The sequence below is a fragment of the Mesorhizobium sp. LjNodule214 genome, from assembly GCF_964252735.1.
Classification (GTDB): domain Bacteria; phylum Pseudomonadota; class Alphaproteobacteria; order Rhizobiales; family Rhizobiaceae; genus Mesorhizobium.
The window spans coordinates 1495894-1516877 of the sequence record NZ_CAXUPE020000001.1 but is presented as its reverse complement, the minus strand read 5'-3'; the positions used below and the strand labels follow the sequence as shown (position 1 = coordinate 1516877).

Here is a 20984-nt window from a genome sequence, read left to right as displayed (position 1 = left end):
GCATCTTGCATCGCGGCGAGTCGAAGGCCGCTAGTCATACGGGGTGGCTATCAACCGGGGTCGGGGCATGAACGACAAGATTACACAAATACATACTGCATTTCTAGGTTTCGCAAAGCGTGCCGAGAAGGTGTCTTCCGACATCCTTAGTCACACCTTTGTCGACACAGAGCCATTGACCACTATTTTAGGAACCAGCAACAATCAAATCCTGTATGGACGGAGGGGAACTGGAAAGACGCATGCGTTGTTATACTTGGCAGAGAGCGTAAGAGGCCAAGGCGAAAGCACGATTTATTTGGACTTGCGCTCGATTGGCTCTGACGGATCGATCTACAATGACCTGTCAAGGTCGCTGGCTGAGAGAAGTGTCCGGCTCGTTCTCGATGTATTGAAAGCTATCGGGAACGAACTCTATGGGATTGCCGTGGAGCGAATCGCAAGCTCCGATCATCCCGACCAAATAACCGTTAGGCTAGATGATCTCGAGTCGTCATTTAGCGAAGTGCGGATTGTTGGCGACACCACTGCCGAGGAAAAGCAAACATCGACCTCGAGCGCGTCTAAATCTTTCGCGGGATCACTCGTCGGCGTTCTTTCAACAGTCACCGGGACGATTTCAGCGTCGTCAAGCGTGAGTGCGGGAGAGGAACGTCAGACGGAAAGGACAACATCCGGGCGTGAACAATTCTCGCTGCATTTCGGTAGGGTGCAAAGCGCCTTGAGGAGCCTGCTTGAAGTGCTCGGCAATCCGAGGATTTGGGTGCTGATCGATGAGTGGAGCGAAATTCCTATCGACCTTCAGCCCCTTCTAGCCGACCTCTTGAGGAGGACATTGCTTCCCATCGACAATTTTATCGTAAAGATTGCTGCCATCGAGCACCGATCTTCTTTCTTCCTACCAAAAGGTCGCGGGGAATATGTCGGCTTTGAATTGGGCGCAGACATATCGACCGATCTAAATCTCGACGACTTCCTTGTCTTCGATAATGATCAGGGCAAGTCAGTAGACTTCTTTAAAAGGCTGCTTTTCAGACACCTAAAGGCCTCAGAGGCCGGACCGGAATTTACATCCCCGGAGGAGATGGTGCAAATTGCGTTCACGCAGGCGCCTGCCTTTGACGAGCTTGTGCGAGCTGCCGAAGGTGTTCCGCGCGACGCCCTGAACTTGGCAGCCAAGGTGGCGACAAAGTCGTTCGGTAAGGCGGTTTCGATAACAGATGTCCGCGCCGCCGCTCGCGACTGGTATCAGCAAGATAAGGCTGCTTCCGTCCAAGCCAGTACGCAGTTGTATAAGGCTCTCGAATACATCATTGGCGAGGTCATCGGAAATCGAAGAGCGCGCGCCTTCCTGCTGAAAGCAAACACGAGAAATGAAGTTATAGATCGATTATTCGACTATCGCGTGATCCATCTCCTGAAGAAGAATATTTCTTCGCACGACGACCCCGGCCAGCGATACGATGCTTTCAAGATCGACTACGGCTGTTACGTTGAGCTGATCAACACACAAAAGGCGACAGAAGGTCTATTTGCGATTGACGATGGCGGCCATACTGATGTGCCACTGGATGACTATCGATCAATTCGAAGGGCAATTCTCAATGTAGAGGAGCTACCCAGCTAACGATCTCTTTCATAGGGCAACAGCCTCAATCGGACATCGACGGCATATATCGGGACCAACCAAAGCGGCATCGAAGCGAGAAGGTGATTGCTTTCAGCGCCACGCCATCATTGCCGGCGGCAATGCGCAGGAGATTGCCGACCAGCTCGACCTCGACGCGCGCGGCGCCCCGGCGAAGCTCAGGCCGATAGTGTCGATAAAGCGTTGATCTCGGGATATCGAGCACGTCGCATATTTGCCGCGATCGGAACGGCGGAACCGGCGAGCGCCTCGACCGCCAACCGCCTGGCCTTGGTCGGCTCATGCGGAGGCCGACCGCGTTTGTTCGGCTGTGCGCTCATTTTCGATCTGCGAATTCCCAAAATGCCGAAAATGGAACTGTCCAATCTGAACAGTTGAACCGGAAAGCCCGCCGATTTTTCGCCGGCAGAAAAAAATTCTGTCCGTGGGGGCCGCGCAGGCCCGGCGGCACTCGGCCCCGGCAAGGTTGCACCCGCCCCCCCCCTGAACCCTGCTGTGAATGTCCCGACGTTCCTCAAAGAACCTAGAAATCACGCCAAGCCGTAGTTTAACCTCGGTACTAGCACCACGCCCTTCCACGCGCACGAGGCATTAGGACCGTCGCGTGCCTGTCTTTCCGCTGCTAGGGTGGAGCCGCTTTAATAGTTCTGAGCGAGCTCCCTGCCTATGCCTTCGTTTTATGCGTCAGATGCTGTGGTGCGACATGTCCAGAATGGCGGGCGCGCATTGAGCAAAGCGTACTACATCTACACGGAGGAGGAAGCGGCGGAGCCCTTCTACGCTGTTCTTCACGAGACAAGCTGGATCATGGAGGCGCTACCGATCATACTTTCGATCAAGGGGGAGATAAGCTTTGCGGTTGCGGCGTCGCAAGCGCCGTACCAAGTCGTACATCTGGGCAACGGTTCCTTCGTGGTGCTGATTGATAGGAGGGCATTCTATATGCTCCTCGGACTTTGCCTGCGCATTCAGTCTCTACCTCCCCTTGCACAAGTATTGGATATCGCGGAGATTGATTGTGATAAAGATTATCAGGGAATGCTTCTCGCTGATATTGTAAAAAACTTTACCTTTCATGCCGACCCTAATTTACCGTATGCACGTAATATTAACTGCAGAATAGTCTATCAGGCTGCCAACACATTTATTGTCGGACATGAGATCGCGCATATTTCACACGGCCATTTGGAATTCCGTGCGTCGAGCGATTTCCTGGAGTTTTGTAAAGACGAAAGCGACCGAAATCTCACTCTCCGGACCTTGGAGATGGACGCAGACAGTTCGGCCACAACGTCAGTAATCGAGGTATTCGAACGGCTTATTGATCATGTGATCGCGTCAGGAAGACTGCCCGCGCATACGACACCGGAAGCTGTGCGACTTTCGGTTCGAAAGCAGTATGTTGCAGGAATGTTCATCGCGTTGCTTCACATGGACGCTCTTTCGAGCAATTTCGCGCCAGTCGCGTACCCGATCAGCTACGCTCGCTTCCTCACAACCTCCGGGGTTGCGCAAATCGCACTGGCGCTCAAGGAACCCGATGCGGCTTCAATTCCGGACCTTATTCGGCAGCGCATCGTTGCTGTTTTCGAGAGACTCAGCGGCGACATCAGCACACTTGGCCATCCGATCGCATCGAATGTGACGATGTATGATGAGAGTCAGAATCCTCACTATTTTTACGATGAATTGGGTATCGTGGCCGGAGAAGCTCATTTAATGCCGCTATACAGCAGGTGGGCCCGCATCCGCCCTTTTCTTGAAAAGTACCAACGCGGCGGGCGGCTCGCGCCCGCGCAGGCTACACCGTTTTGATCGTTGCGTTGCGAGGCGATCGCGCCGTCCGGCCAACATTTTGTCCGAGACGGAATACTGGGTTCCACTCGGGCCGGCGAAGACGCGCGCGCAACCGCCTTCAACGCAACGGCCGTCCATTTTAATCGCCCGCCAGGGCGCAGCCCCAAAAGATGGCCGACTAACATGCCCGCCTCACCATTTCACCTTCGATCGAAAGTCGGTTTCCAGTCGCGGTTCCGCTCCCTCTGCTGGCCTTCGTAGTCAGGAGTGAAGGTGAAGAACACCGGTCGGCGATCACGGCCGGCGGCCTTGCAATTCGAGCAGCCGAAGACCCCGACCAGGTCGCAATGCATCGAGCCGTGCTCGGGGCCGAGCCTGTCGATCAGAGCCTGAACGTCGAGTTTGGTCGATTTGCAGCACATCGGATGCCCGCAATTGACATAGACGGATTCGCGGGCGGCCAATGTATCGGCGAGGGTCTTTTGGGACATGGCGATCTCCGTTGAAGGGGTTCATCGCCACGGAGAGGATTATATTCCTGATCTCGATGGCGCTGGCAAGTGCATCTGGACACCAACCGGCACGAGTCGCATTCTGCTCATTGGGAGAAGGGCAATGGACAAACTAAACATTGGGGCAGATCAGGCTAAACGCTGGCGAGATCGCACCCTGCGCAGTCGCCGGAGGCGCCTTTCGCGAAACGCCGTATCGTGGGCGCTGATCCTGACTGCGATAGTCATTCTCTGTGGTCTGATTGCGTTCAGGACGTACAATTAGTTTTCGGGGGATAATTACTCCTCGCTGAAATCCTGCAACGACGCGTGCCGAAGGTCTTCCTCGCCACGCAGATGCTTCACACGGCCGATCAGCCCCGGCTTGACCCATTGCGCCGCCGCTCGCTTCATGCCCTTTGGCGCCGGTCCTGCGCGCTCCTGGACACGTTTCCACAGGCGTTCGCGCATCTCGCGGTTCAGGGTGATGCAGGTCATGGCCATTCAGATGCAGGAGGTCGAAGGCCACGAAATACAGATCGTGTTGGCGCCGGGTGATGGCCTTGCGCAATTCGCCGAAGTCAGACAGGCCGGCATCGTTCAGAACAATGATCTCGCCGTCAATGATAGCGCTTTCAGCCTTTAGCTCGCCGGCCGCCTTGGCGAGGTCGCGGTACTTCGACGTCCAATCGAGACCCCGCCGGGTGAAGATGCGCACCCCGTCGGCATCCCTGACGATCTGGGAGCGGTAGCCATCAAACTTGACTTCATGGGACCATCCGTCGCCCTCGGGAGGCTTCTCGACGAGCGTCGGCATCAGCGGAGGAATGAACGACAACCGGACCCCACCGGCACGCTTACGCATCGGAACTCCCCGCAACTCGAATTTGATTCAATATCGCAGAGGTGTTTCCGTTCCGTTAGCTGTCGCTAAAAAAGCATCCCGGCGAGCCCCGCCAGCGCCATCCATCACGCGGTCATAGTTCGATCTCGCCGTGCATGACCGCCACACATGATCCGCGCAAGGTCGCAACGATCCCCTCCGGTGTTCGGCGCGCATCGACATGCAACAGGCTGGGCCTTCCCATTTCAACGCCCTGGTGGATTTGGAAACTGGCTTCCTGCGCGTCCGGCTCGAGCGATAACAGCAAGCAGGCGAGAGGCGCGTTGGCACTTCCTGTGGCTGGATCCTCCCAGGTTCCGGAAAGTGGCGCAAACATCCTCGCGCGGAGCGTACTTCCCTCTTTGGTATAGACGTGGACGGGAAAGCGACTGCCGAACTGCGGATGGGCATCTAGAGCTTCGCGGAACGCAGCTAGATTGGGATCGCAACGTGACAGCGCCTCGCCTGTAATTTCCGCAACGACAAAGGCGTTGCCGTTTGAGACTGATACGGGCGCGTGGTGCGTTGTCACCACGTCAGCCGGCGTCAATTGCAGCGCACGAGCGATGAACGCAGGTGCAACCGTTTCTCCGATAGTCAACGGTTGGGGAGCATCGATAGCGGCGCCGACCGGTGCGCCATTGGCATCGCGCTCGATCTGAACGCGCACAATCCCGGCGGGAATCTCGAACACCGCGGTGCTCAGATCGGGACGCTGCTTTGCGACAACGAAGGCTGTGCCGACCATCGGATGACCGGCGAACGCCATCTCCGCCGTTCGGTTGAAGATACGGACGCGGGCGACATTATTTGGGTCGGCAGGCGCCAAGACAAAGGTCGTCTCGCTTAGATTGAATTCAGCAGCTATCGCCTGCATCGTCGCATCATCCAGCGCATCGCCGCCGATTACGACGGCGAGAGGATTGCCGCCGAAGCGAGTGCCGGTGAACACGTCGATCGTGAAGAACGGCAAATTTGGCATGTCATCGGTCCAGTCTGTTCGGCAGCTACATCACAATGAACGATGCAAAGCAGTCTGTCTCCAATCCACCTATTCACGCCATAACGTCGGGACGGTAAGCCGCTCAAATTTCTACCGTGAATCTGTGTCCCAATAATGTACTGGGGCCATCACGGCACACCCTGATTGTGTTTGGCGATGACCTTGGCCCATGACTCGGACGCGCTCCTGCTCATCTTTCCGAGCCCGGTTTCGATCGCATCGATTTCCGGTTGCAGCTCGGCGAGCGTTGGCGCTCGGGCCAGGTTGGTGACGCCGATGAAGCGCGGCGCCGCCTCGCGTTCCTTGGTGGCAGCTTGCCTTGCGGCCTCATTGACCTCGGGAAAACCATCGCGAAGGCCCACAACGTTGTCTGTCTCGGCATCTGAAAGCTCGCCAAAGCAGCCGTTGACAATGCTGGTTGCGCGGAAAAAGGCCACGAAATCGTCTTGGGTTTTGAAGCCCGAAGCGTCGCCGGTCTCGATGGCCGCGCGCCAGTGCGGAGGGAAATCTGCGGGGATCATTGTTGCTTATCTCCCTGCTCTAACAGCGTCGTGGGCAGAGCAGGCTTCGAATGCCCATTCATCGCCGCCGGGAAGGCCGGCCTCATCGTCGGAGGTCCATAGACCTTGTTCGGTTTCGGCCCTGCCGCCCGCCCGCTCGAAGAATGTCTGAACGTCGGGAGCGGACCATGTCATTGCCGGAATAGGGGTCAGCGCCTCTCGGAAGTCCCAAACTCCACCAGCGTTCAGGTCGTAGTGCGCGGCGCAAGCGAGCGTGTCCGTGAGTTCGCGCACCGCCAGCACCGCCCGCGCCTGGTTCAATTCGTCGGCTCCAAGCACGGCCATGGCCTTGCGGACCAGGTCGGGCCAGTCCGAGCGCATGACGCAGACGCAGGCCCTGACCGCCGGATCGAAACCATCGGCTTGCCGTGCCTTCCATTCCGACGCTCGGCGCAATGTCCGGTCGGGCTTACCGCCGTGCCCGGAGTGGATGTTGCTATTCTTGCGTCTTGCCGTGTTGGCTGCAGCGGGGTCGATCAATCGCCGACCGTCAGCAAGTTGCACGACGGGAAGCCTACCCTTGGCAACGGCTCGGCTCACGCTTGAGGCGTTGACGCCGATCTGGGCGGCATATGCGGAGAACGACATCAGGGTCCCCATGGATGCCCCCATGACTTTACTTCCCCGTTGCGCAGTTCGAGGCTTCCACGCCAAGTGCCATAAGGCTTTGGCTCGATTGCCTCGTGATCATGCCCAAGATTTGAGGGGTCTAAGCCTAGAAATGCCTCGCGCACACGACACCCCCTCGAAGGGTTTTTGGCGCAGGAGGAACCGAGGCCAGGCGCCGGCGCTGCATGTGACGGGCGTCGCCCATCCCGGCAGCCGCATTGCAAGGTTGGCCGGCCACGCTGGGATCGGCAACGCGACCGGCCTGTGCACACTGATGAGCGAGAAAAAGGAAACCAGCTCATCAGAGGCATTGGGTTGAGACGGGCGGTGCGCTCGGCCTCGCCCGTCTCGTGGTTATGGTGAAGGATCAACACCATGCCATGAACTTCAGTCTGCGCGCGGTGCCGGGCCAACGATGGCGAGCAGCGCGCGTGGATCGGTATCGACTCGGTAAGCGGTTCTGTCGCCACTCGCTTCGATCAATGCGCACTCGGCGCGCTCGGCATCGAGCAGATCGTCGGCGATCTGCCCCAGCTTCTTGGCTCTTGTCTCGTCATCGAGCGCGGCGCCGTCATCGGAGACTTCGGTGATCTCCTTGTCGAGCGCTTCGATCAGAGCGTCGCGATGCAGCCAGGCGAACAAGGCCAGGGTGTTCGGTCCTTCCGCATGGGCGCGTCCAATGACTGGGGTGCGGGCCTCGTCGTTGACCATCAGGGCGACGGACTCGATCGGAAGATCCTGCTTTGGCCAGCCGATGGCCTCGCCGTATTCGATGGCAGCGAACAATGCCGGCCTGCCCTTTTCGGCGAGCGCGTCGATCTCGGCGCGGACCGACTGTCTGACCTTGGTGGATGGGATCGGTGCGGCCTGCACTTCCTGTCGATCGGCAAGGAGCGTGGCGATTGTCTTGCGCGCTGCATCGAGGCTGGCCGGCTTCTTCTCGGTCTTGCCAGTGAAAGAGGAAAACGGCGCCGACACGGATGCCAGGTAGCGCTCAACGGCCTGGACCAGATGCGCCACCTGCTGCCACCTGTGCGAACGCGCGTCGCGCTTTTCGGTGATCCGTGCAAATTCATCGGTTGCCTTGGTCAGGGTCTGCCGGGCTTCGATGACAAGGTTGTGGTCTTCAGGATAGATTCGGTCGTAGCCAACGCGTATGGCGACCGAATGTTCGGTCAGGACGTTGACCAGATTGGACGCCTCGCGCTTGGCTTTGATCGCCTCCTGGTAGGCTTCGCTCGTGGCGCGTGTGGTCGCAAGCAAGTCGTCCTTTTCCTCCCGCAGAGCGACCAGTCTCGCCCGTGCCTCGGATGGCAGAAAATCGGCGACGTCGCTGATTTTGCTACCGGGCAGGCGCATGTTTCGCATGCGAACGGCGTCATTGAGCGTAGAGCCCTCGCCCTTGGCGCCATTGCCAGCCTGAACCGATGCGTTGACGCTGCCGGCGGACATCGCGGTCTCCGTTGTTACGTTGTTGAGAGTGAGATTCGGCCAGGTCGCCAGACATCAGAAGAGGGGTCTCATGTCCGAATTATTCTGCTGATCTGACGCTCGCCGATCACATGAGGGTGCGCGCGTAGAGCATGCCAAAGGTGCGCCTGCAGTCGGCCGACATGCCGCGGCGGACACGTTTCGAGCGCGCGCTCCCGAAGCCATGACGAGGATGCATATCGGGCGAGTTCGATTGCCAATGCCGCCGCCGACAGATCGAATATTTCCACCGCCGAACGAATGGCCTGGTCGCGTTCCTCTTTCAGCAAGGCGCGTCGAACGTGTTCGGGGAAAAGCGGCACGGCGTCGGCCGGATTTATCGAGAGACCATCGCGAAGCGCGGCCGAGATGCGGCGCAGCCGAGAAGCGTCGAGCGGGTCCGTCATGCGGCACCCGTTTCGGACATCAGGGAACGATACTGCCCGCCATGTGTTGGATGATCAGGTCGCAATGCGCCTTACGCTCCTCGTCCAGTGTGGGCTTTTTCGGTTTTGGCATGTCGGCCTCCCTTTGTTGGCTTGTCCCAAATGGGATAAACCGGCTTTTGGAAACGCCGGATGTCTGGGGTTCCGCGCAACCGTAAGTCCCATTTGGGACAAATCGTTGGGATGAAGCTCTTCGGCAAAGCGCCGGTAGCGCGCCTGACACGCTTCGTCCGTCTCCCATTCGCGCGCGAAATGCTCGATCGCCGGCATCCAGCGGTTCAGCGTCGATTTCGATACGCCGGTCAGCCGGGCAAGCGCCCGGTAGGTGGCGCCGAGCGAGCGGAGCTTGGCAATAACGTTGCACAAGATCAGGAAACGGAAGCGCTCGGCTTCCTCTGCCTCGCTCGGCGGCCTGTTATGGCCGATCATTGCTGTCATGGTCGCTCTCCTGTTTTGCCGGCGCCGGGATTGACGCCGGGATTTCTTGCCGGACCTACCGTGCCGGACCCCTTCACCCCTAAAGGGGTGGAAGGGGGGTCCGGCTGGCCCGGTTATCGGTTGAACGCGCTTTTGCCGGACCTTTGCCGGACCTTCAGACGAGCCCATCGTCGCCCTCCTTGACGCTGAAAAATGTCGTCGGCTCGCGCTTGGCGTCGAAGCCCCTGACGATAAAAAGCGCCTTGTTGCGCACCCATGTCGCGAGCACCTGTTTGACATTGGCGCGCGCCCGGTTCTGCTCGGCGCTCCGTTCCTTCGATCCCATGCCGCGCCCGACATCGAGGTCGAGGATCGAGGCGACCACATAGCCGCCCCAATCGGTCGCCTGATCGTTTGCGCGATAGCGGCCGGCCGCAAAGGCGGCCTGCACCTTTTCCAGATCGGCGAGCGAAACCGCGTCGAACGGCTTCGGCGGATCGCTGCGGACGAAGCGCCCGCGCTCCCAGCGCAGCCCGATAGGCAGGCCGCTCGGGCCGTAATTGGCCTTCTTCGTTTCCAGCAGCCGGCGCGTCTGGTCGGCCTCGAATCCGGAGCCGTCCGAGTCCTTGTGGAGATAGAGCCGCGCCCGCACCGAATTCGACCATGCGGTCGAGCCAGACGATCCCGAGCCGGAATGCAGCCCCGACAGGCTGGGATGGCCGAGCAAAAGCACGACGCAATCGTGCCGGATCGCCAGGCGGCGCAGGATGCCGACGAAATGCTTGGCGAGCGTGCGGCTGTTCTCGTTGCCGGAAAAAACGTCGGCCAGATTGTCGAGGATCAGCAGCGCCGGCTCGATCGCCTCCAGCGTGGCGGCAAGGCTGCGATAGAGCGGTGTCGTCGTCAGCCTTGTGCCCTTGTCCTCGAAGGCCAGCACGGCATCCTCACCGGCCATGAAGGCTATGTTCAAGGTGTAGGCCTCGCCAAGCTCCATGCCTTCCGCTGCGCAGATTTCCGCCAGCCGGGCGTGGGTTTCGTCCTGATCCTCCTCGGCGGAAAGATAGAGGACGGGTCCGGACGAGACCTCGATGCCGATCCATTTACTGGCGGTGGAGACGGCAAGCGCAAGCTGCAAGGCCAGCAGCGATTTGCCGGTGCCGCCATCGCCCGACAGAAGCACAACATTCCGAGCCGGCAGGAGGCAGGCGCTGTCGAGAAACTGGCGGGCGGGCGGCTCATGGGCGGCCAAGGTCGCGGCTACGGTGGTCGGCAACGGATTTGGCGGATCGGCGCCACGCGGCGGCGTGTGGGCTTGTGGCTTGATCCGCCGCGCCTGCTCCTTGCGCCATTCGACGGCCGATCTGGCGATATGGAGGTCGTCAGTCGTCATCGCCGCTCGGCCCGCCATTGGTCGGCCAGGCGGATGGCGTCGAGCGCCTCAATCGCGGTCAGGCCGAATTGCTCGCGAAGCTGCGGCCATTTTGGCCGGCTTGGATCGTGGCGTTCCTCGGCCAGCCAACGCGCGGCGGCGGCCCGGGTAGGGTTGATGCCAGACCGGCTCTCGAATTCCGAAAAGCTGGGGATGCGGTTCATCAGGCTGATCTCCTGTGGAGATCGCCGCCAATTTGACGCAGTCCTATAGCTCGGTTTATTTTTAGGTTTCTCGCTCCCCGAGAAAACCCTCTACCTACCTGATCGAGCCTTCGCCGCGCCAGTAGCGGCGGGGCTCAATCTGTCGGGAGCGTTTCCTCGATAGTGGTCTTGCGTTGCGGCGGCCTGTGCTTTTGCGGGTTTACCCGCGCGCGCTGGAATGCGGCAGCGTGCCGACGGTCGGACTCGTCAAGCTTGGCCTCATCGAAATAGTGCCTGTTGTTGATCTGTAGCGGCGGATCAATGCGGCCGCTTTTGATCCACCGTCCCACCGTGATGTCGGCAATGCCGCCGTAGCGCTCGCGTAGTGCTGGCCGGGTGAGGTACTTTTTGCCTGACATGGCGCGCTCCCTTGTGTGCCCCCGACCCAAAACAGTTGCGGTCAGTATACGCCAAATGCGCGCATTCTGGCAAATCGGGATCGTGCTAAGTCATTGATTTGTCAAGCTTTCCTTTCATCCGATATTTCTAATGCAACCTTGGATTTTGATGCATTTGCTGCTTTAGGCACAGGAAAACAATGCGTTGCCGCGCCGCCCAAAGGGGGGTGTCAAGGTGTGCTTTCGCAACCATTCATTGCCGCGCTGTTTTGAACGGGACGACATTTGAGCCCGGCTTTCCGGCCACAAGCCGCTCGACATAGGCCGCCCAACGAATCAGCGCGGCGCGTTTTTCGGCCTCATAGCGCGCGTGGTTGTAGTGCGCGCTGATCCCGACGCGGGCGTGGTTCAAAATAGCCTCGACGGTATGCGGAAGAATGCCAAGATCGCCGCCTCGCGTCGCTAGAGTTCGCCTTAGATCATGCAGTGTCCATTCCGGGATCGCCACCTTGCCGGGATCGTCGCCTCGTTCCTCCGCCTCCTTGCGGGCCGCCGCAAGCATTGCCTCATCAAGCCGCCGCTTGCCGCGCGAATAGCCGCTGATCGATGTCTCGCCATTGGTTGTCAGAATGAGATCGGCTTTCCCGGCGATGCGCGGTAGCGACGCCAACACGGCAAGTGCGACAGGTGCTAGCGCGACGATATTCGAGTTGCCGTTTTTCGCTCTTTGCTCGGGAATCGTCCAAGCTGGCTGTTTCGCGTCAAGATCGAACTCGCGCCAGCTTGCTCCGGCCACTTCCTCGCGGCGCTGGCCGGTCAGAAGGAGCAATTGCGTCAGCGGGCCGAACGGCCAGCCGATGGCCTTGGCTCCTTTCCAGACCAGCCGGATTTCGTCCGGTGACAGGACGCGCTTGCGCTTTGTGACAGCCGCAGGCGGTTCAATGCCGGTGCAAGGCGAAGCGACGACGCGGCCTGAGCCGACGCACCAAGCGAAGAACTTGCTCACCAGTGCTTTGACTCGAAGCGCCGACTGCGGTGCTCCCCGATCAACGATCTCGTTCAGCATTTTGACAATATCGCGCTTGGTTATCGCGCTGATCCGGCGGCCTTTCCATCGCGACAGAAGCTCATTGTCAATGAAGCGCTGCTGTTCGCGCGCCGTCGAGGCGCGATTCTTCTTCTGGACGTGACGTTTGATGAATTCGTCGAGCACGTTTTCGACGAGGTTCTCGTCGCTTGCCGCTTCCTTTTTTTCCTCGCGCGGATCGCGACCCTCGTCATAGGCCCGCATGACGCGGCCAGCCTCCTTTCTGGCGTCGGCGAGGCTCCATGCGGCAACGCCGCCTATCGTATATTTCGGATGGCCCTTGTAGCGGACGGCCCAGCTTTTCGCCCCTGAAGGCAGTGGCTGGACGACCAGATAAAACCCCTTGAGGCCAGGGTCCGGTATTTCCTGTCGCTTGCCGGCTGCCTTGACGGCCTCGACCCATTTGGCCGTGAACGATGAATTTGCCTTTGCCATTTTCTCACCCGTTTTTGTTTCCCCGGATGGTTCGGGGAAAGCTGGGGGAAAATCATAGCCATGTTTGGGACTGTTTGCGAATGTTAATTACTGTACGCCCAATTGATTGAAATTTAACGGATTTTTTGCTATCTGACGGCAGAAATGTCGACCATTGTTTGGGTAAGAAAGGGCGCGGCATATAATTCGTAATGATGGGGTCAGGTGTTCGAGTCACCTAAGCGGCACCAATCTTTCCAAGGGATTGCGGGCCAAAGCCGGCCCGGGCAAAGCGCCGGCCGCATGCGGCTACTTGCGCCGCTTCAGGCCGCCAATGGGCTGATGATGTTCGGGGTTACCACGGCCCTGTTCATCGCCGCTGTCCAGCATGCCACCGCGAAGTGGGCTGCGGAGCATCCGGCCAGTCCGCAGGATGCAGGTTGAGAACCTAGTCATTTAGAGTGGTTGGGTTTGACCCTTCAGAGCAAGGCTCAACCCGATGCCTACGCCTTGGCGTCGGCGAAATGCGTCAGATCGCCCACAGAGTGACGGTCGTTCGATCCAAGGCGAATACAGATTCGAGACTTTACCCTTCCCAGTGGTAGAATTGCCTCACAGCAGGGGTCCGAGTGTGGCGATGCTGTTGTTCCAAAGGCGCCGTGGCAGTGACCATGAAGCCACCATCTTGCTTGTGACGGGGGTCGAGCGGGCGATGTAGTCAAGCTGGCGCTGCCGCATGGCGGCGGTGAGATCGAGATCGTAAAACAGGATGTTGTTCTCGTAGTTCAGATCGAAGCTCCGGCGGTCCATGTTCGCCGAGCCGATCAAGGTGACTTCTCCGTCGAGCGTCAGCGATTTAGTGTGGAGAAGGCCACCGACATATTCGTGGATCTCAACGCCCGCGGCGAGGAGATCCGCGTAGTAGCTTCGGCTCGCGGCTCCCACGATCCGGGAGTCGTTCCTGGCGGGAAAGATGATCTTCGTATCCACACCCCGGCGGGCTGCCGTGCAAAGCGCGCCTTGCAGGGATTCGCTGGGCACATAATAGGGGGTCGAAATGATGAGTTCGCGTTGCGCTGCATACATCAGGGATTCAAACATTTCCGGCATGGCCGAAAATCGTGCCGTCGGTCCGGTTCCGATTACCTGTGCGGGCATCGCATCGGATTTGGCCAGGAGGTGGCCCTCGCGAAAGAGGCCTTCCAGATCCTCATCCACACGGGACATCCAGTCGCTGGCGAACAGTAACTGGTTCTGGCGGGCAATCGGGCCCTCGAAGCGCATCATCGCATCAACCCAAGGGGCGTAGCGTGCCTTTACCAGAAATTCCGGATCAGCACAGTTTTGGCTGCCGCAATAGGTAACGCGACCATCGATGACGACGATCTTGCGGTGATTTCGAAGGTCAATGCGTCCCATGAAGGGCCGCAACAGAGGGTTGCCGACCGGCAGTCCGTTGGCCACCTGCACACCTGCCCGGCGCATGGCCTGCCAATGATCGGAGCGGATCAGCGTGCGCGACCCCAGATCATCAGCCATCGCCCGGCACGTGATACCGCGCGCAGCGGCGCGCTTCAGGGCTTCGATGACCTTGCAGCCGTTGTTGTCCGGCAGCCAAATGTAGAAAAGTAGATGGACGTGTTCCTTTGCCGCATCGATGTCGGCCACGATCGAATCGATCGTCGCATTGGAATCGGAGAGCAATCGCGCCGTATTGCCGCCGACGGGCTGAAACCCGCTGATGGACTGGCCGAGGCGAAAGAGATTCGAATGACGCTCGAGTACGATCGCCTCGGCTCCTTCAGCCTGGGCGTTCTGAAGTCGCGCGAGAACCGCGCGGCGCCGTGCAACGCGACGGCGGCCGATGCTCACCTCGCCGAAGAGCAAATAGACAAAAATGCCCAAAAGCGGTAACAGGGCAACGACAAAGAGCCAGGCGAGTCGAGAAGTCGGATCGCGGTTCGGGCGCAGGAGAATGCGCGCGAGCACAGCCAACTCCACCAGGATGAAGGCGATCGTGATTGATGAATATTCGAGAACGACGCTCATGAAATGGGCTCAATCCGACAGTAGTGGTCGGTCGGTTTCGCGCTGATTGCCGCGGCTCACTTCTAGTACCACAGTTTGAATTTCGCTTCTGGGGCGGCGGTGAAGGCATTTGCGCAACCGGTCGCGGTGACCCAGATAGTGCGGCGTTTCGACCACTGCGGTCTTCGCAGGCGGCTGCATCCCTTCGTGCTGATGATCGTCTACGCGTTGCTTGGCACATCGCGCGTCCTGAGTGTAAGCTCTACGACCACCCTTGCGATCCTCGCTGGGACACAGCTCGGGCTTGCAGTTCCGGACGGTAATCCGGATATGCTGATCACGGCAACTGCGACGCTCACCGCGCTGACCGGAGCCCTGCTGATCGGTGCCTTCGTGCTTCGCCTCGGGTTCATCGCCAATTTCATTTCGTCTCGCGTTCTGACCGGTTTCAAGGCCGGTATCGGCCTTGTGATCGCACTCGACCAGGTGCCGAAGCTGCTCGGCTTGCACATTGCAAAGGAAGGCTTCCTCCGCGACATTCTGAGTGTGGCGCACCATTTGCCCGACGCGTCGCTGCTCACTCTGACCATCGCCATCGCGGCAATGCTGGCGCTGTTGGCGATGGAGCGGTTCTGGCCCCATTCGCCGCAGGGCATCGTCGTGGCGATCGTTCTGTCGCTCGTTGGCTTGGCCAGTCAGTCGGCCAACCCAAATGTCTACGTGATCGGCCGCAAGCGGGGGACCGACATAATCCGTCCGTTGTCACCCGAGCACCCGGACGATGAGACGGTTGAGGGCCTGCTTATCCTCCGGCCGGAGGGACGGCTCTTCTTCGCCAATGCCCAGCGGGTCGCGGATCGGATCCAGGCCTTGGTCGTCGAGCACAAGCCGCGCGTCCTCGCGCTCGACTTGAGCAGGGTCTTCGACATCGAGTATTCCGCTCTCCAGATGTTGATGGAGGGCGAACGCCGCATAACCGAGCAAGGAATGACGTGTTGGATGGTGGCGCTGAACCCCAGCGTACTCGAATACATCCGGGCCTCTGGCTTCGCCGATCGACTAGGACCCGAGCGCCTATTTTCCAGCGTCCGCGGAGCTATTCAGCACTATACGACGAGTTTCAATCAAAACTAGGCACCCATTGGCGCTCGGTCGTGAGCCACCTCTCGGTGGGCGTGAATATGACTGGGGATCCTGCCGTGAAGTGCGGTCGGATGGAACTTCGCTGATCATCCCATGTACTCTGTCAGGCGCGAGACAGGCAGCATTGGCTCGAAGGAAGGCACGTACGAAAACCGGGCATTCAGCCGGCCGCAGCCGGTGTCCTAGCTGAGATAGTAGGTCAAAGAATAAGACAACATTCCTCAAAGATCAGTGTTGCAAGTCATATGCTTGACCCGTCGATCGTAATTGCTCAAGTGTTTTTCCTGCGCAACTTCCCGACCCGTCTCCGCCCACCGGATCGGCCTTGCCGCTTACAGTTATGGTGCCGGCCTGCCTGTCTGGCGAAATATAGACGGCAACCCCGTCTTGGCCAATTGTGGACAAATAGAAAACACGATGCAGACCGCTAACCTCGCAATGTACTAAGAAGGGAAAGTCATCAAATGATCCCTCGCTGGCATGCGCGATGGCCGCTAACTGCGATAACGCAGTGGCGGCGAAAGTTGCTCTTATGACCATACCACGCGCCTTCACGCGAGGATTCCGCCAAGACGCGACATATGCCATTTGATTGGACCCCACTTTGCTCGCCGTTATTTTTGATGCCGGTTGTGACGGTGGTGTGGACAACCACGCTATTCCCACATCTGCTCTATGAGCGGCTCTTCGAAAACCAAGTTTCGCGCATATTGTGTCATCTGGCAAGTTTAGGCTCAGCGCAAGAAGTCCGTCACCCAACTAAGAACCCAGACCGGCACTTCACCCTTACACAGCCAGGCGGGCGGATGCGGACCCCAGCGCCACCAACTTCTTACTGAGGGGCGGCGCGCCGACGTTCTTTGGATTCTGTGTTGCGTGCGTGTATCTTGTGGTCCTGCCCAGGATCAACGACAGGAGGGTCATACGACTGACGGCAAGACCATGCGGGCTCTTCGATTTGTCGGGTATCAGAAGCCGTTTGAGTTTTGCGACGTACCAATTCCGGAGGCTGGGCCAGGCTCTGTACGCGGGTGGAGATCCCCGGGAAGAATGCGCCGTTCATAAGATGGCACGGGACGCGGCCAGTGAATTAGTCACTGAACTGGTTCAAGGTTCCGCAACCCGTCGCTGACTAGCTGCAGCGTGGCGATCAGGCGCTTGTATTCCTCGATGATATCAGTCGAGAAATGCGCGAGTTGGACTGCATCGCCCCAATGGTGTGACGCTTCCCACGCAATCATGTCGCGGCAAAGCTCAATCTGTTGCTCGCGGATTGCTATTCGGTCGGCATTGGTTGGACGCAAGCGCCATGCTCCCGATCAAGAGCCGCCGGCTACGCGCTCGGCTATTGCGATCGCCTGCAGGTTCTTGACCTTGCCGTGGTCCTGATCGGCGTTGGCATAATTTAGAAGAACGCCGCGCAGGCGATATCCTTCTTTGACGCGTTCGGATGCTCTTTCATTGCCGCCTTGGTCAATTGCTTAGGCGTCATGTCTGGCGTCACGACCCGCATCAGGGTGTCGGCAATAGCCTGCATCTCGCCCGCTTCCACAGCAAAACTCCACTTGGCGACGCCAAGCATATTAGCAGGACTGCGGGGAAATGCCATCAACGCAAAGTCTGGTCTGTCAAGTATACAATCGCCGCGTCTTTCCGGAGGCCAAAAGCCAGGCCAGCGATCTCCATCCCGCGGTGCCGAGTCACTTCCAGAAGAGGCGGGTCTCATCTAGGTTTTCCCACAAGGTTTTTGCGCCAGCCCAGCCAAATTCGGCGCGCGCCTGGCTCGCTCCGATCACCCATCCGATGGCGCGTTGCGCGGTCGGATCGCCGGCGCCGGGCGCTTCCGCCCCCGTCAACATGGCTCTGATCATCGCCGCGTCGTTCAGGTCGCCGAAGACCGCCTGAAGATTCTTCAATTGCTTCAGGAACGGTTCAGCACGTTTCGCCGGGTACAAAGGAGAGAAGAACTCAACTGCATAGCGCAGCGTCTTCAGCTCCTTGCGCAGATCGTGGCGTTGCTCAACCGTCAAGGCCTCAAGTCCTTGCGCGCGCTTGCTAACCTTCTTCCAGCGCTTGCTGAGTGCCTTGCCGGCCAACTGGACGACCGGCGCTGCAAGCCGCTCGGTCTGGCCAAAATCTTGAGGAACGAGCCAGCCTCCCGCCTCCACGAACCGCGCCAGGTCGATCAGGAACGCCTGCGCGCGCGCCCCGGGGAGAAGCTTGCGAAGGTGATCGCGCAGTCCCCCCGCCTGCCGCGAGAGCGCATCGGCAAGGGGCGGCAGACCCGGTTCATCCGCGTGGGCCTCGGCCTCCCGCCGCACGATATTGTTCGCCACCACGTCGAGATCCCTGAGGCGCCCGACCTCCTGACCAAGCCAGCGGGCTTCCATGTTGAGCCGCGTCATTTCCGGGCATTTCAGAACGGAAGCGCAGACAGAAAACGCGCTTCGCAATCGGCGCAGACCAATCCGCAACTGGTGCGGCCCTTCGGGATCGTCCAGCTTCCGGATCACCACGACATTCGTGGCGATCTGATCGAGGCACTCGCGAAGGAGGTTGCGTGCCGCCTGCTCTGCGATCTGGGCCTGATCGAGCACAGCGTCCTCGGCATTGCGGGGCGCGAGCGGCGGGTCGATCCATCCCTGTTCCGCGAACAGATAGCCGCGCGCCGCCTTGGAAAGGCGGGAGAACCTCAAGCCCCCGTCGGGAAACAGGAGACGTGCAATGTCAAACAGTCCGCCCAGGCTGCCCTCGATGAGTTCGATCTCGAGTTCACGCAACTCGGCCGAGCGTTCCCCGGCGTGGATTTCGCCGATGTCGATTGCCAGTTCCGCACGCGTGCCGTCCTCAAGGGACAGCTCGCTGGCGGAACGCCTGATCACGGTCTCGCAGATGAGCTCAAGCGGCGCGCCGTTCACGCGGCGAACAACCTCCTCTCGGACCGCTGCGTCCGGAATCGCTACGAGACACAGCCGCCCGCCTGGAGCCGGGTTCTCCTCCTCGCCAACCTGCGACAGGCCGCGATGCAGCTTTGGCTTGGTCTTGACGGTCTGTATCCAACGTCGCCCGTCACGCCGGAGCCTGAGCGTGATTCCTGCCTTCTTCAGCGCATGATCAGCGGTGTCAAAATAGATGCTTCTGAGCATTCTCGTTTTCGGGCGGCCAGTGGCCAGCTTCAACGCCTTCACGCGCGCGCCCAGTTGGCTCGACGTCAGTTCGTCAAGGAGGAATTTTAACTCGATCCCGCTCATGGCCGATTGTTGTCAGACCTGTTATAACGCGGTAAACTATTTGAAGCCAATAAAATTACTATGCCAGCTAAGGATTCAACCCGGTGGGCTTGCGCCTTCCCGTGCTTACGAGCCTTTCCGGTTATCAACCGGGCTGGGTGCGGAGCGATGTCTCCGCCGGGCTTGCAGTTGCTGCGGTTGGGCTTCCCAGTGCCATCGCCTATCCCGCTATAGCGGGCCTGCCGCCGGAGACCGGCATCTACGCGAGTATCGCGCCGCTGGTGGCCTACGCGATCTTTGGCCCCTCGCGTCAGCTGATAGTCGGTCCGGACGCGGCTACGATGACAGTGCTTGCGGCGGTTTTGGTTGCCGTTACAGCGAGCGTGCCAGTCGGGCTCGCCGTGGACCGAACTGCGGTCGCAGCAATCCTCGCGCTTGGCGTGGGGTTGTTTTGCCTGGCTGCGTGGGTGCTTCGGCTCGGCGTTCTTGCGACCTTCCTGTCGCGTCCCATCCTGACGGGGTTCTTCATCGGCATCTCGCTTTCGATCCTGATCGGGCAAATCGGTCGCTTCACCGGAGTCAAGATCGAGGCGGATGGCCTGCTAGCACCGGTCCTCGAACTTCTGCGCAAGGCCGGATCGATACATTGGCCGTCTCTCCTGCTGGCCTTGGGGATGTTCGGTTTGTTGCAGATCGTACGGATCATGCGTTTTCCGGTTCCCGGGCCAGTGCTGGTAGTGATCCTCTCCGTAGTGCTTTCGGCGGTCTTCGACTTTGAAGGACGCGGCATCGCCGTAGTTGGCGATATTCCGACAGGGTTGCCCTCGTTGTCGTTGCCAGCGATCGCTGACCTTCCGATCCAGACGTTGGCCCTCGGCGCTGCGGCGATCTTCCTCGTGAGCTACGGCGCCGGCATCATTACGGCCCGCAGCTTTGGGGCAATAGGCGGCTACCCGGTCGATCCAAACCGCGAACTCATCGGATTTGGCGCTGCGAACATAGGCGCGGGCCTTTTCGGCGCCTTCCCGGTGACGGCCTCCGACTCGCGCACGGCGGTCAACCTTACCGTTGGCGGACGCTCGCAGGTGACGAGCATTGTGGCTGCCGCGACCCTGATCGCGACACTGCTGTTTCTCGGGCCGACCCTAAGGATTATCCCGATCCCTGCGCTCGGGGCGATTCTTGCGGCTACTGCAATCGGCCTGATAGATTTCGCCGCCCTTAGGCAGATTTGGCGCATCAGCCGCATGGAGTTCGTCTTCGCCCTCATTGCGATGTGGGGTCCGATCGGTCTGGGCGTGCTCAACGGGGTCGTCATCGCGATCGGTGCGACGCTGGTCTATGTTTTGCGCAAGCTGATGTTTCCCCGCGACGCCATGCTCGGCCGTGTTCCCGGTCATGACGGCTTCTACAAACTGCATCGAACGCCCGAGGCCCGTCAGGTGCCCGGCCTCGCCGTATGCCTCGTTCAAGGCAGCCTGCTGTTCTTCAACACCGATCACGTCGCATCGCGGCTGCGGTCCATTGCCGGGGAATTGCCGGCCGACACGCGCTGGCTGCTGATCGATGCAAGTGCAATTTCCCAGATCGACAGCTCGGCAGCGGCAATGCTGGAGGAGCTATGTGACGAATTGCGCAATCGCGGGATCAGTCTTGGCTTGGCGGAGCTTCACGCCGAAGCGCGCGAAATCCTTGATCGGGCCGGCGTGATCGAGCGCATTGGCTCCGAAATGGTCTTCGACATTCTCGAAGACGCGTATCACGCGTTCGAGGTCCGGGCATGACAGT

18 protein-coding genes and 1 pseudogene are annotated in these 20984 nt (G+C 59.6%); 4 read left to right on the top strand and 15 right to left on the bottom strand.

Annotated elements, in window-relative coordinates; genetic code table 11:
• Positions 1 to 67 precede the first annotated feature (67 nt).
• Both ACSQ3Z_RS07295 and ACSQ3Z_RS07290 read left to right on the top strand, forming a co-directional pair.
• On the top strand, positions 68 to 1627 hold the full coding sequence (locus ACSQ3Z_RS07295) for an ORC-CDC6 family AAA ATPase (RefSeq protein WP_436170654.1): 1560 nt from the start codon (positions 68 to 70) through the stop codon (positions 1625 to 1627).
• Positions 1628 to 2374: 747 nt separating this feature from the next.
• Positions 2375 to 3463 carry a hypothetical protein gene (locus ACSQ3Z_RS07290; protein ID WP_436170653.1) on the top strand — a complete coding sequence of 363 codons (1089 nt, stop codon included), beginning with the start codon at positions 2375 to 2377 and terminating at the stop codon, positions 3461 to 3463.
• Between the two features lie 182 nt (positions 3464 to 3645).
• Here ACSQ3Z_RS07290 and ACSQ3Z_RS07285 read toward each other — a convergent pair whose 3' ends face one another.
• The 12 genes and pseudogenes from ACSQ3Z_RS07285 to cls all read right to left on the bottom strand — a co-directional run bounded on the left by ACSQ3Z_RS07285 (position 3646) and on the right by cls (position 14844).
• Entirely contained in the window at positions 3646 to 3936 is a 291-nt protein-coding gene (locus ACSQ3Z_RS07285; protein ID WP_436170652.1) for a hypothetical protein, read from the bottom strand.
• 300 nt (positions 3937 to 4236) lie between these two features.
• Positions 4237 to 4801 (bottom strand): annotated as a pseudogene (locus ACSQ3Z_RS07280) (ATP-dependent DNA ligase).
• Positions 4802 to 4913: 112 nt separating this feature from the next.
• Positions 4914 to 5801 (bottom strand): PhzF family phenazine biosynthesis protein, encoded by an 888-nt coding sequence (locus ACSQ3Z_RS07275; protein WP_436170651.1) that lies wholly within the window; start codon positions 5799 to 5801, stop codon positions 4914 to 4916.
• A gap of 149 nt (positions 5802 to 5950) precedes the next feature.
• Positions 5951 to 6343: a hypothetical protein gene (locus tag ACSQ3Z_RS07270; protein WP_436170650.1), complete on the bottom strand. Its 393-nt coding sequence runs from the start codon at positions 6341 to 6343 to the stop codon at positions 5951 to 5953.
• 6 nt (positions 6344 to 6349) lie between these two features.
• Complete coding sequence (locus tag ACSQ3Z_RS07265) at positions 6350 to 6970, bottom strand: hypothetical protein (protein WP_436170649.1); 621 nt, start codon at positions 6968 to 6970, stop codon at positions 6350 to 6352.
• 408 nt (positions 6971 to 7378) lie between these two features.
• Positions 7379 to 8443: a hypothetical protein gene (locus ACSQ3Z_RS07260; RefSeq protein WP_436170648.1), complete on the bottom strand. Its 1065-nt coding sequence runs from the start codon at positions 8441 to 8443 to the stop codon at positions 7379 to 7381.
• A gap of 479 nt (positions 8444 to 8922) precedes the next feature.
• A complete protein-coding gene (locus ACSQ3Z_RS07255) occupies positions 8923 to 9345 on the bottom strand; it encodes a hypothetical protein (protein ID WP_436170647.1) in 423 nt (140 codons plus the stop codon).
• A 154-nt stretch (positions 9346 to 9499) separates the two neighbouring features.
• On the bottom strand, positions 9500 to 10714 hold the full coding sequence (locus tag ACSQ3Z_RS07250; protein WP_436170646.1) for an AAA family ATPase: 1215 nt from the start codon (positions 10712 to 10714) through the stop codon (positions 9500 to 9502).
• The gene (locus ACSQ3Z_RS07245; RefSeq protein WP_436170645.1) at positions 10711 to 10917 is read right to left on the bottom strand and encodes a hypothetical protein; all 207 of its coding nucleotides are present in this window, start codon (positions 10915 to 10917) and stop codon (positions 10711 to 10713) included. The genes ACSQ3Z_RS07250 and ACSQ3Z_RS07245 overlap by 4 nt, the downstream gene beginning before the upstream one ends.
• A 134-nt stretch (positions 10918 to 11051) precedes the next feature.
• Positions 11052 to 11315: a DNA-binding protein gene (locus tag ACSQ3Z_RS07240; RefSeq protein ID WP_436170644.1), complete on the bottom strand. Its 264-nt coding sequence runs from the start codon at positions 11313 to 11315 to the stop codon at positions 11052 to 11054.
• 232 nt (positions 11316 to 11547) lie between these two features.
• Positions 11548 to 12816, bottom strand: a complete 1269-nt coding sequence (locus ACSQ3Z_RS07235; protein WP_436170643.1) for a tyrosine-type recombinase/integrase — start codon at positions 12814 to 12816, stop codon at positions 11548 to 11550.
• Between the two features lie 591 nt (positions 12817 to 13407).
• The gene (gene cls, locus ACSQ3Z_RS07230; protein WP_436170642.1) at positions 13408 to 14844 is read right to left on the bottom strand and encodes a cardiolipin synthase; all 1437 of its coding nucleotides are present in this window, start codon (positions 14842 to 14844) and stop codon (positions 13408 to 13410) included.
• Positions 14845 to 14979: 135 nt separating this feature from the next.
• On the opposite strand from cls, the gene ACSQ3Z_RS07225 reads away from it, so the two are divergent.
• The gene (locus ACSQ3Z_RS07225; protein WP_436171857.1) at positions 14980 to 15957 is read left to right on the top strand and encodes a SulP family inorganic anion transporter; all 978 of its coding nucleotides are present in this window, start codon (positions 14980 to 14982) and stop codon (positions 15955 to 15957) included.
• A gap of 1103 nt (positions 15958 to 17060) precedes the next feature.
• On the opposite strand, the gene ACSQ3Z_RS07220 is transcribed toward ACSQ3Z_RS07225, so the two are convergent.
• The 3 genes from ACSQ3Z_RS07220 to ACSQ3Z_RS07210 all read right to left on the bottom strand — a co-directional run bounded on the left by ACSQ3Z_RS07220 (position 17061) and on the right by ACSQ3Z_RS07210 (position 19217).
• Complete coding sequence (locus tag ACSQ3Z_RS07220; protein WP_023799928.1) at positions 17061 to 17270, bottom strand: hypothetical protein; 210 nt, start codon at positions 17268 to 17270, stop codon at positions 17061 to 17063.
• 101 nt (positions 17271 to 17371) lie between these two features.
• Positions 17372 to 17548, bottom strand: a complete 177-nt coding sequence (locus ACSQ3Z_RS07215) for a hypothetical protein (RefSeq protein WP_436170641.1) — start codon at positions 17546 to 17548, stop codon at positions 17372 to 17374.
• 118 nt (positions 17549 to 17666) lie between these two features.
• The gene (locus ACSQ3Z_RS07210; protein WP_436170640.1) at positions 17667 to 19217 is read right to left on the bottom strand and encodes a CHAD domain-containing protein; all 1551 of its coding nucleotides are present in this window, start codon (positions 19215 to 19217) and stop codon (positions 17667 to 17669) included.
• Positions 19218 to 19300: 83 nt separating this feature from the next.
• Here ACSQ3Z_RS07210 and ACSQ3Z_RS07205 point away from each other — a divergent pair, with 83 nt between their 5' ends.
• On the top strand, positions 19301 to 20980 hold the full coding sequence (locus ACSQ3Z_RS07205; protein WP_436170639.1) for a SulP family inorganic anion transporter: 1680 nt from the start codon (positions 19301 to 19303) through the stop codon (positions 20978 to 20980).
• Positions 20981 to 20984 lie beyond the last annotated feature (4 nt).

Coding starts and splice junctions, on each gene's coding strand:
- ACSQ3Z_RS07295 (WP_436170654.1), top strand. CDS start 68: ATGAACGACAAGATTACACAAATACATACTGCATTTCTAGGTTTCGCA.
- ACSQ3Z_RS07285 (WP_436170652.1), bottom strand. CDS start 3,936: ATGTCCCAAAAGACCCTCGCCGATACATTGGCCGCCCGCGAATCCGTC.
- ACSQ3Z_RS07275 (WP_436170651.1), bottom strand. CDS start 5,801: ATGCCAAATTTGCCGTTCTTCACGATCGACGTGTTCACCGGCACTCGC.
- ACSQ3Z_RS07270 (WP_436170650.1), bottom strand. CDS start 6,343: ATGATCCCCGCAGATTTCCCTCCGCACTGGCGCGCGGCCATCGAGACC.
- ACSQ3Z_RS07265 (WP_436170649.1), bottom strand. CDS start 6,970: ATGTCGTTCTCCGCATATGCCGCCCAGATCGGCGTCAACGCCTCAAGC.
- ACSQ3Z_RS07260 (WP_436170648.1), bottom strand. CDS start 8,443: ATGTCCGCCGGCAGCGTCAACGCATCGGTTCAGGCTGGCAATGGCGCC.
- ACSQ3Z_RS07255 (WP_436170647.1), bottom strand. CDS start 9,345: ATGACAGCAATGATCGGCCATAACAGGCCGCCGAGCGAGGCAGAGGAA.
- ACSQ3Z_RS07250 (WP_436170646.1), bottom strand. CDS start 10,714: ATGACGACTGACGACCTCCATATCGCCAGATCGGCCGTCGAATGGCGC.
- ACSQ3Z_RS07245 (WP_436170645.1), bottom strand. CDS start 10,917: ATGAACCGCATCCCCAGCTTTTCGGAATTCGAGAGCCGGTCTGGCATC.
- ACSQ3Z_RS07240 (WP_436170644.1), bottom strand. CDS start 11,315: ATGTCAGGCAAAAAGTACCTCACCCGGCCAGCACTACGCGAGCGCTAC.
- ACSQ3Z_RS07235 (WP_436170643.1), bottom strand. CDS start 12,816: ATGGCAAAGGCAAATTCATCGTTCACGGCCAAATGGGTCGAGGCCGTC.
- cls (WP_436170642.1), bottom strand. CDS start 14,844: ATGAGCGTCGTTCTCGAATATTCATCAATCACGATCGCCTTCATCCTG.
- ACSQ3Z_RS07215 (WP_436170641.1), bottom strand. CDS start 17,548: ATGCTTGGCGTCGCCAAGTGGAGTTTTGCTGTGGAAGCGGGCGAGATG.
- ACSQ3Z_RS07210 (WP_436170640.1), bottom strand. CDS start 19,217: ATGAGCGGGATCGAGTTAAAATTCCTCCTTGACGAACTGACGTCGAGC.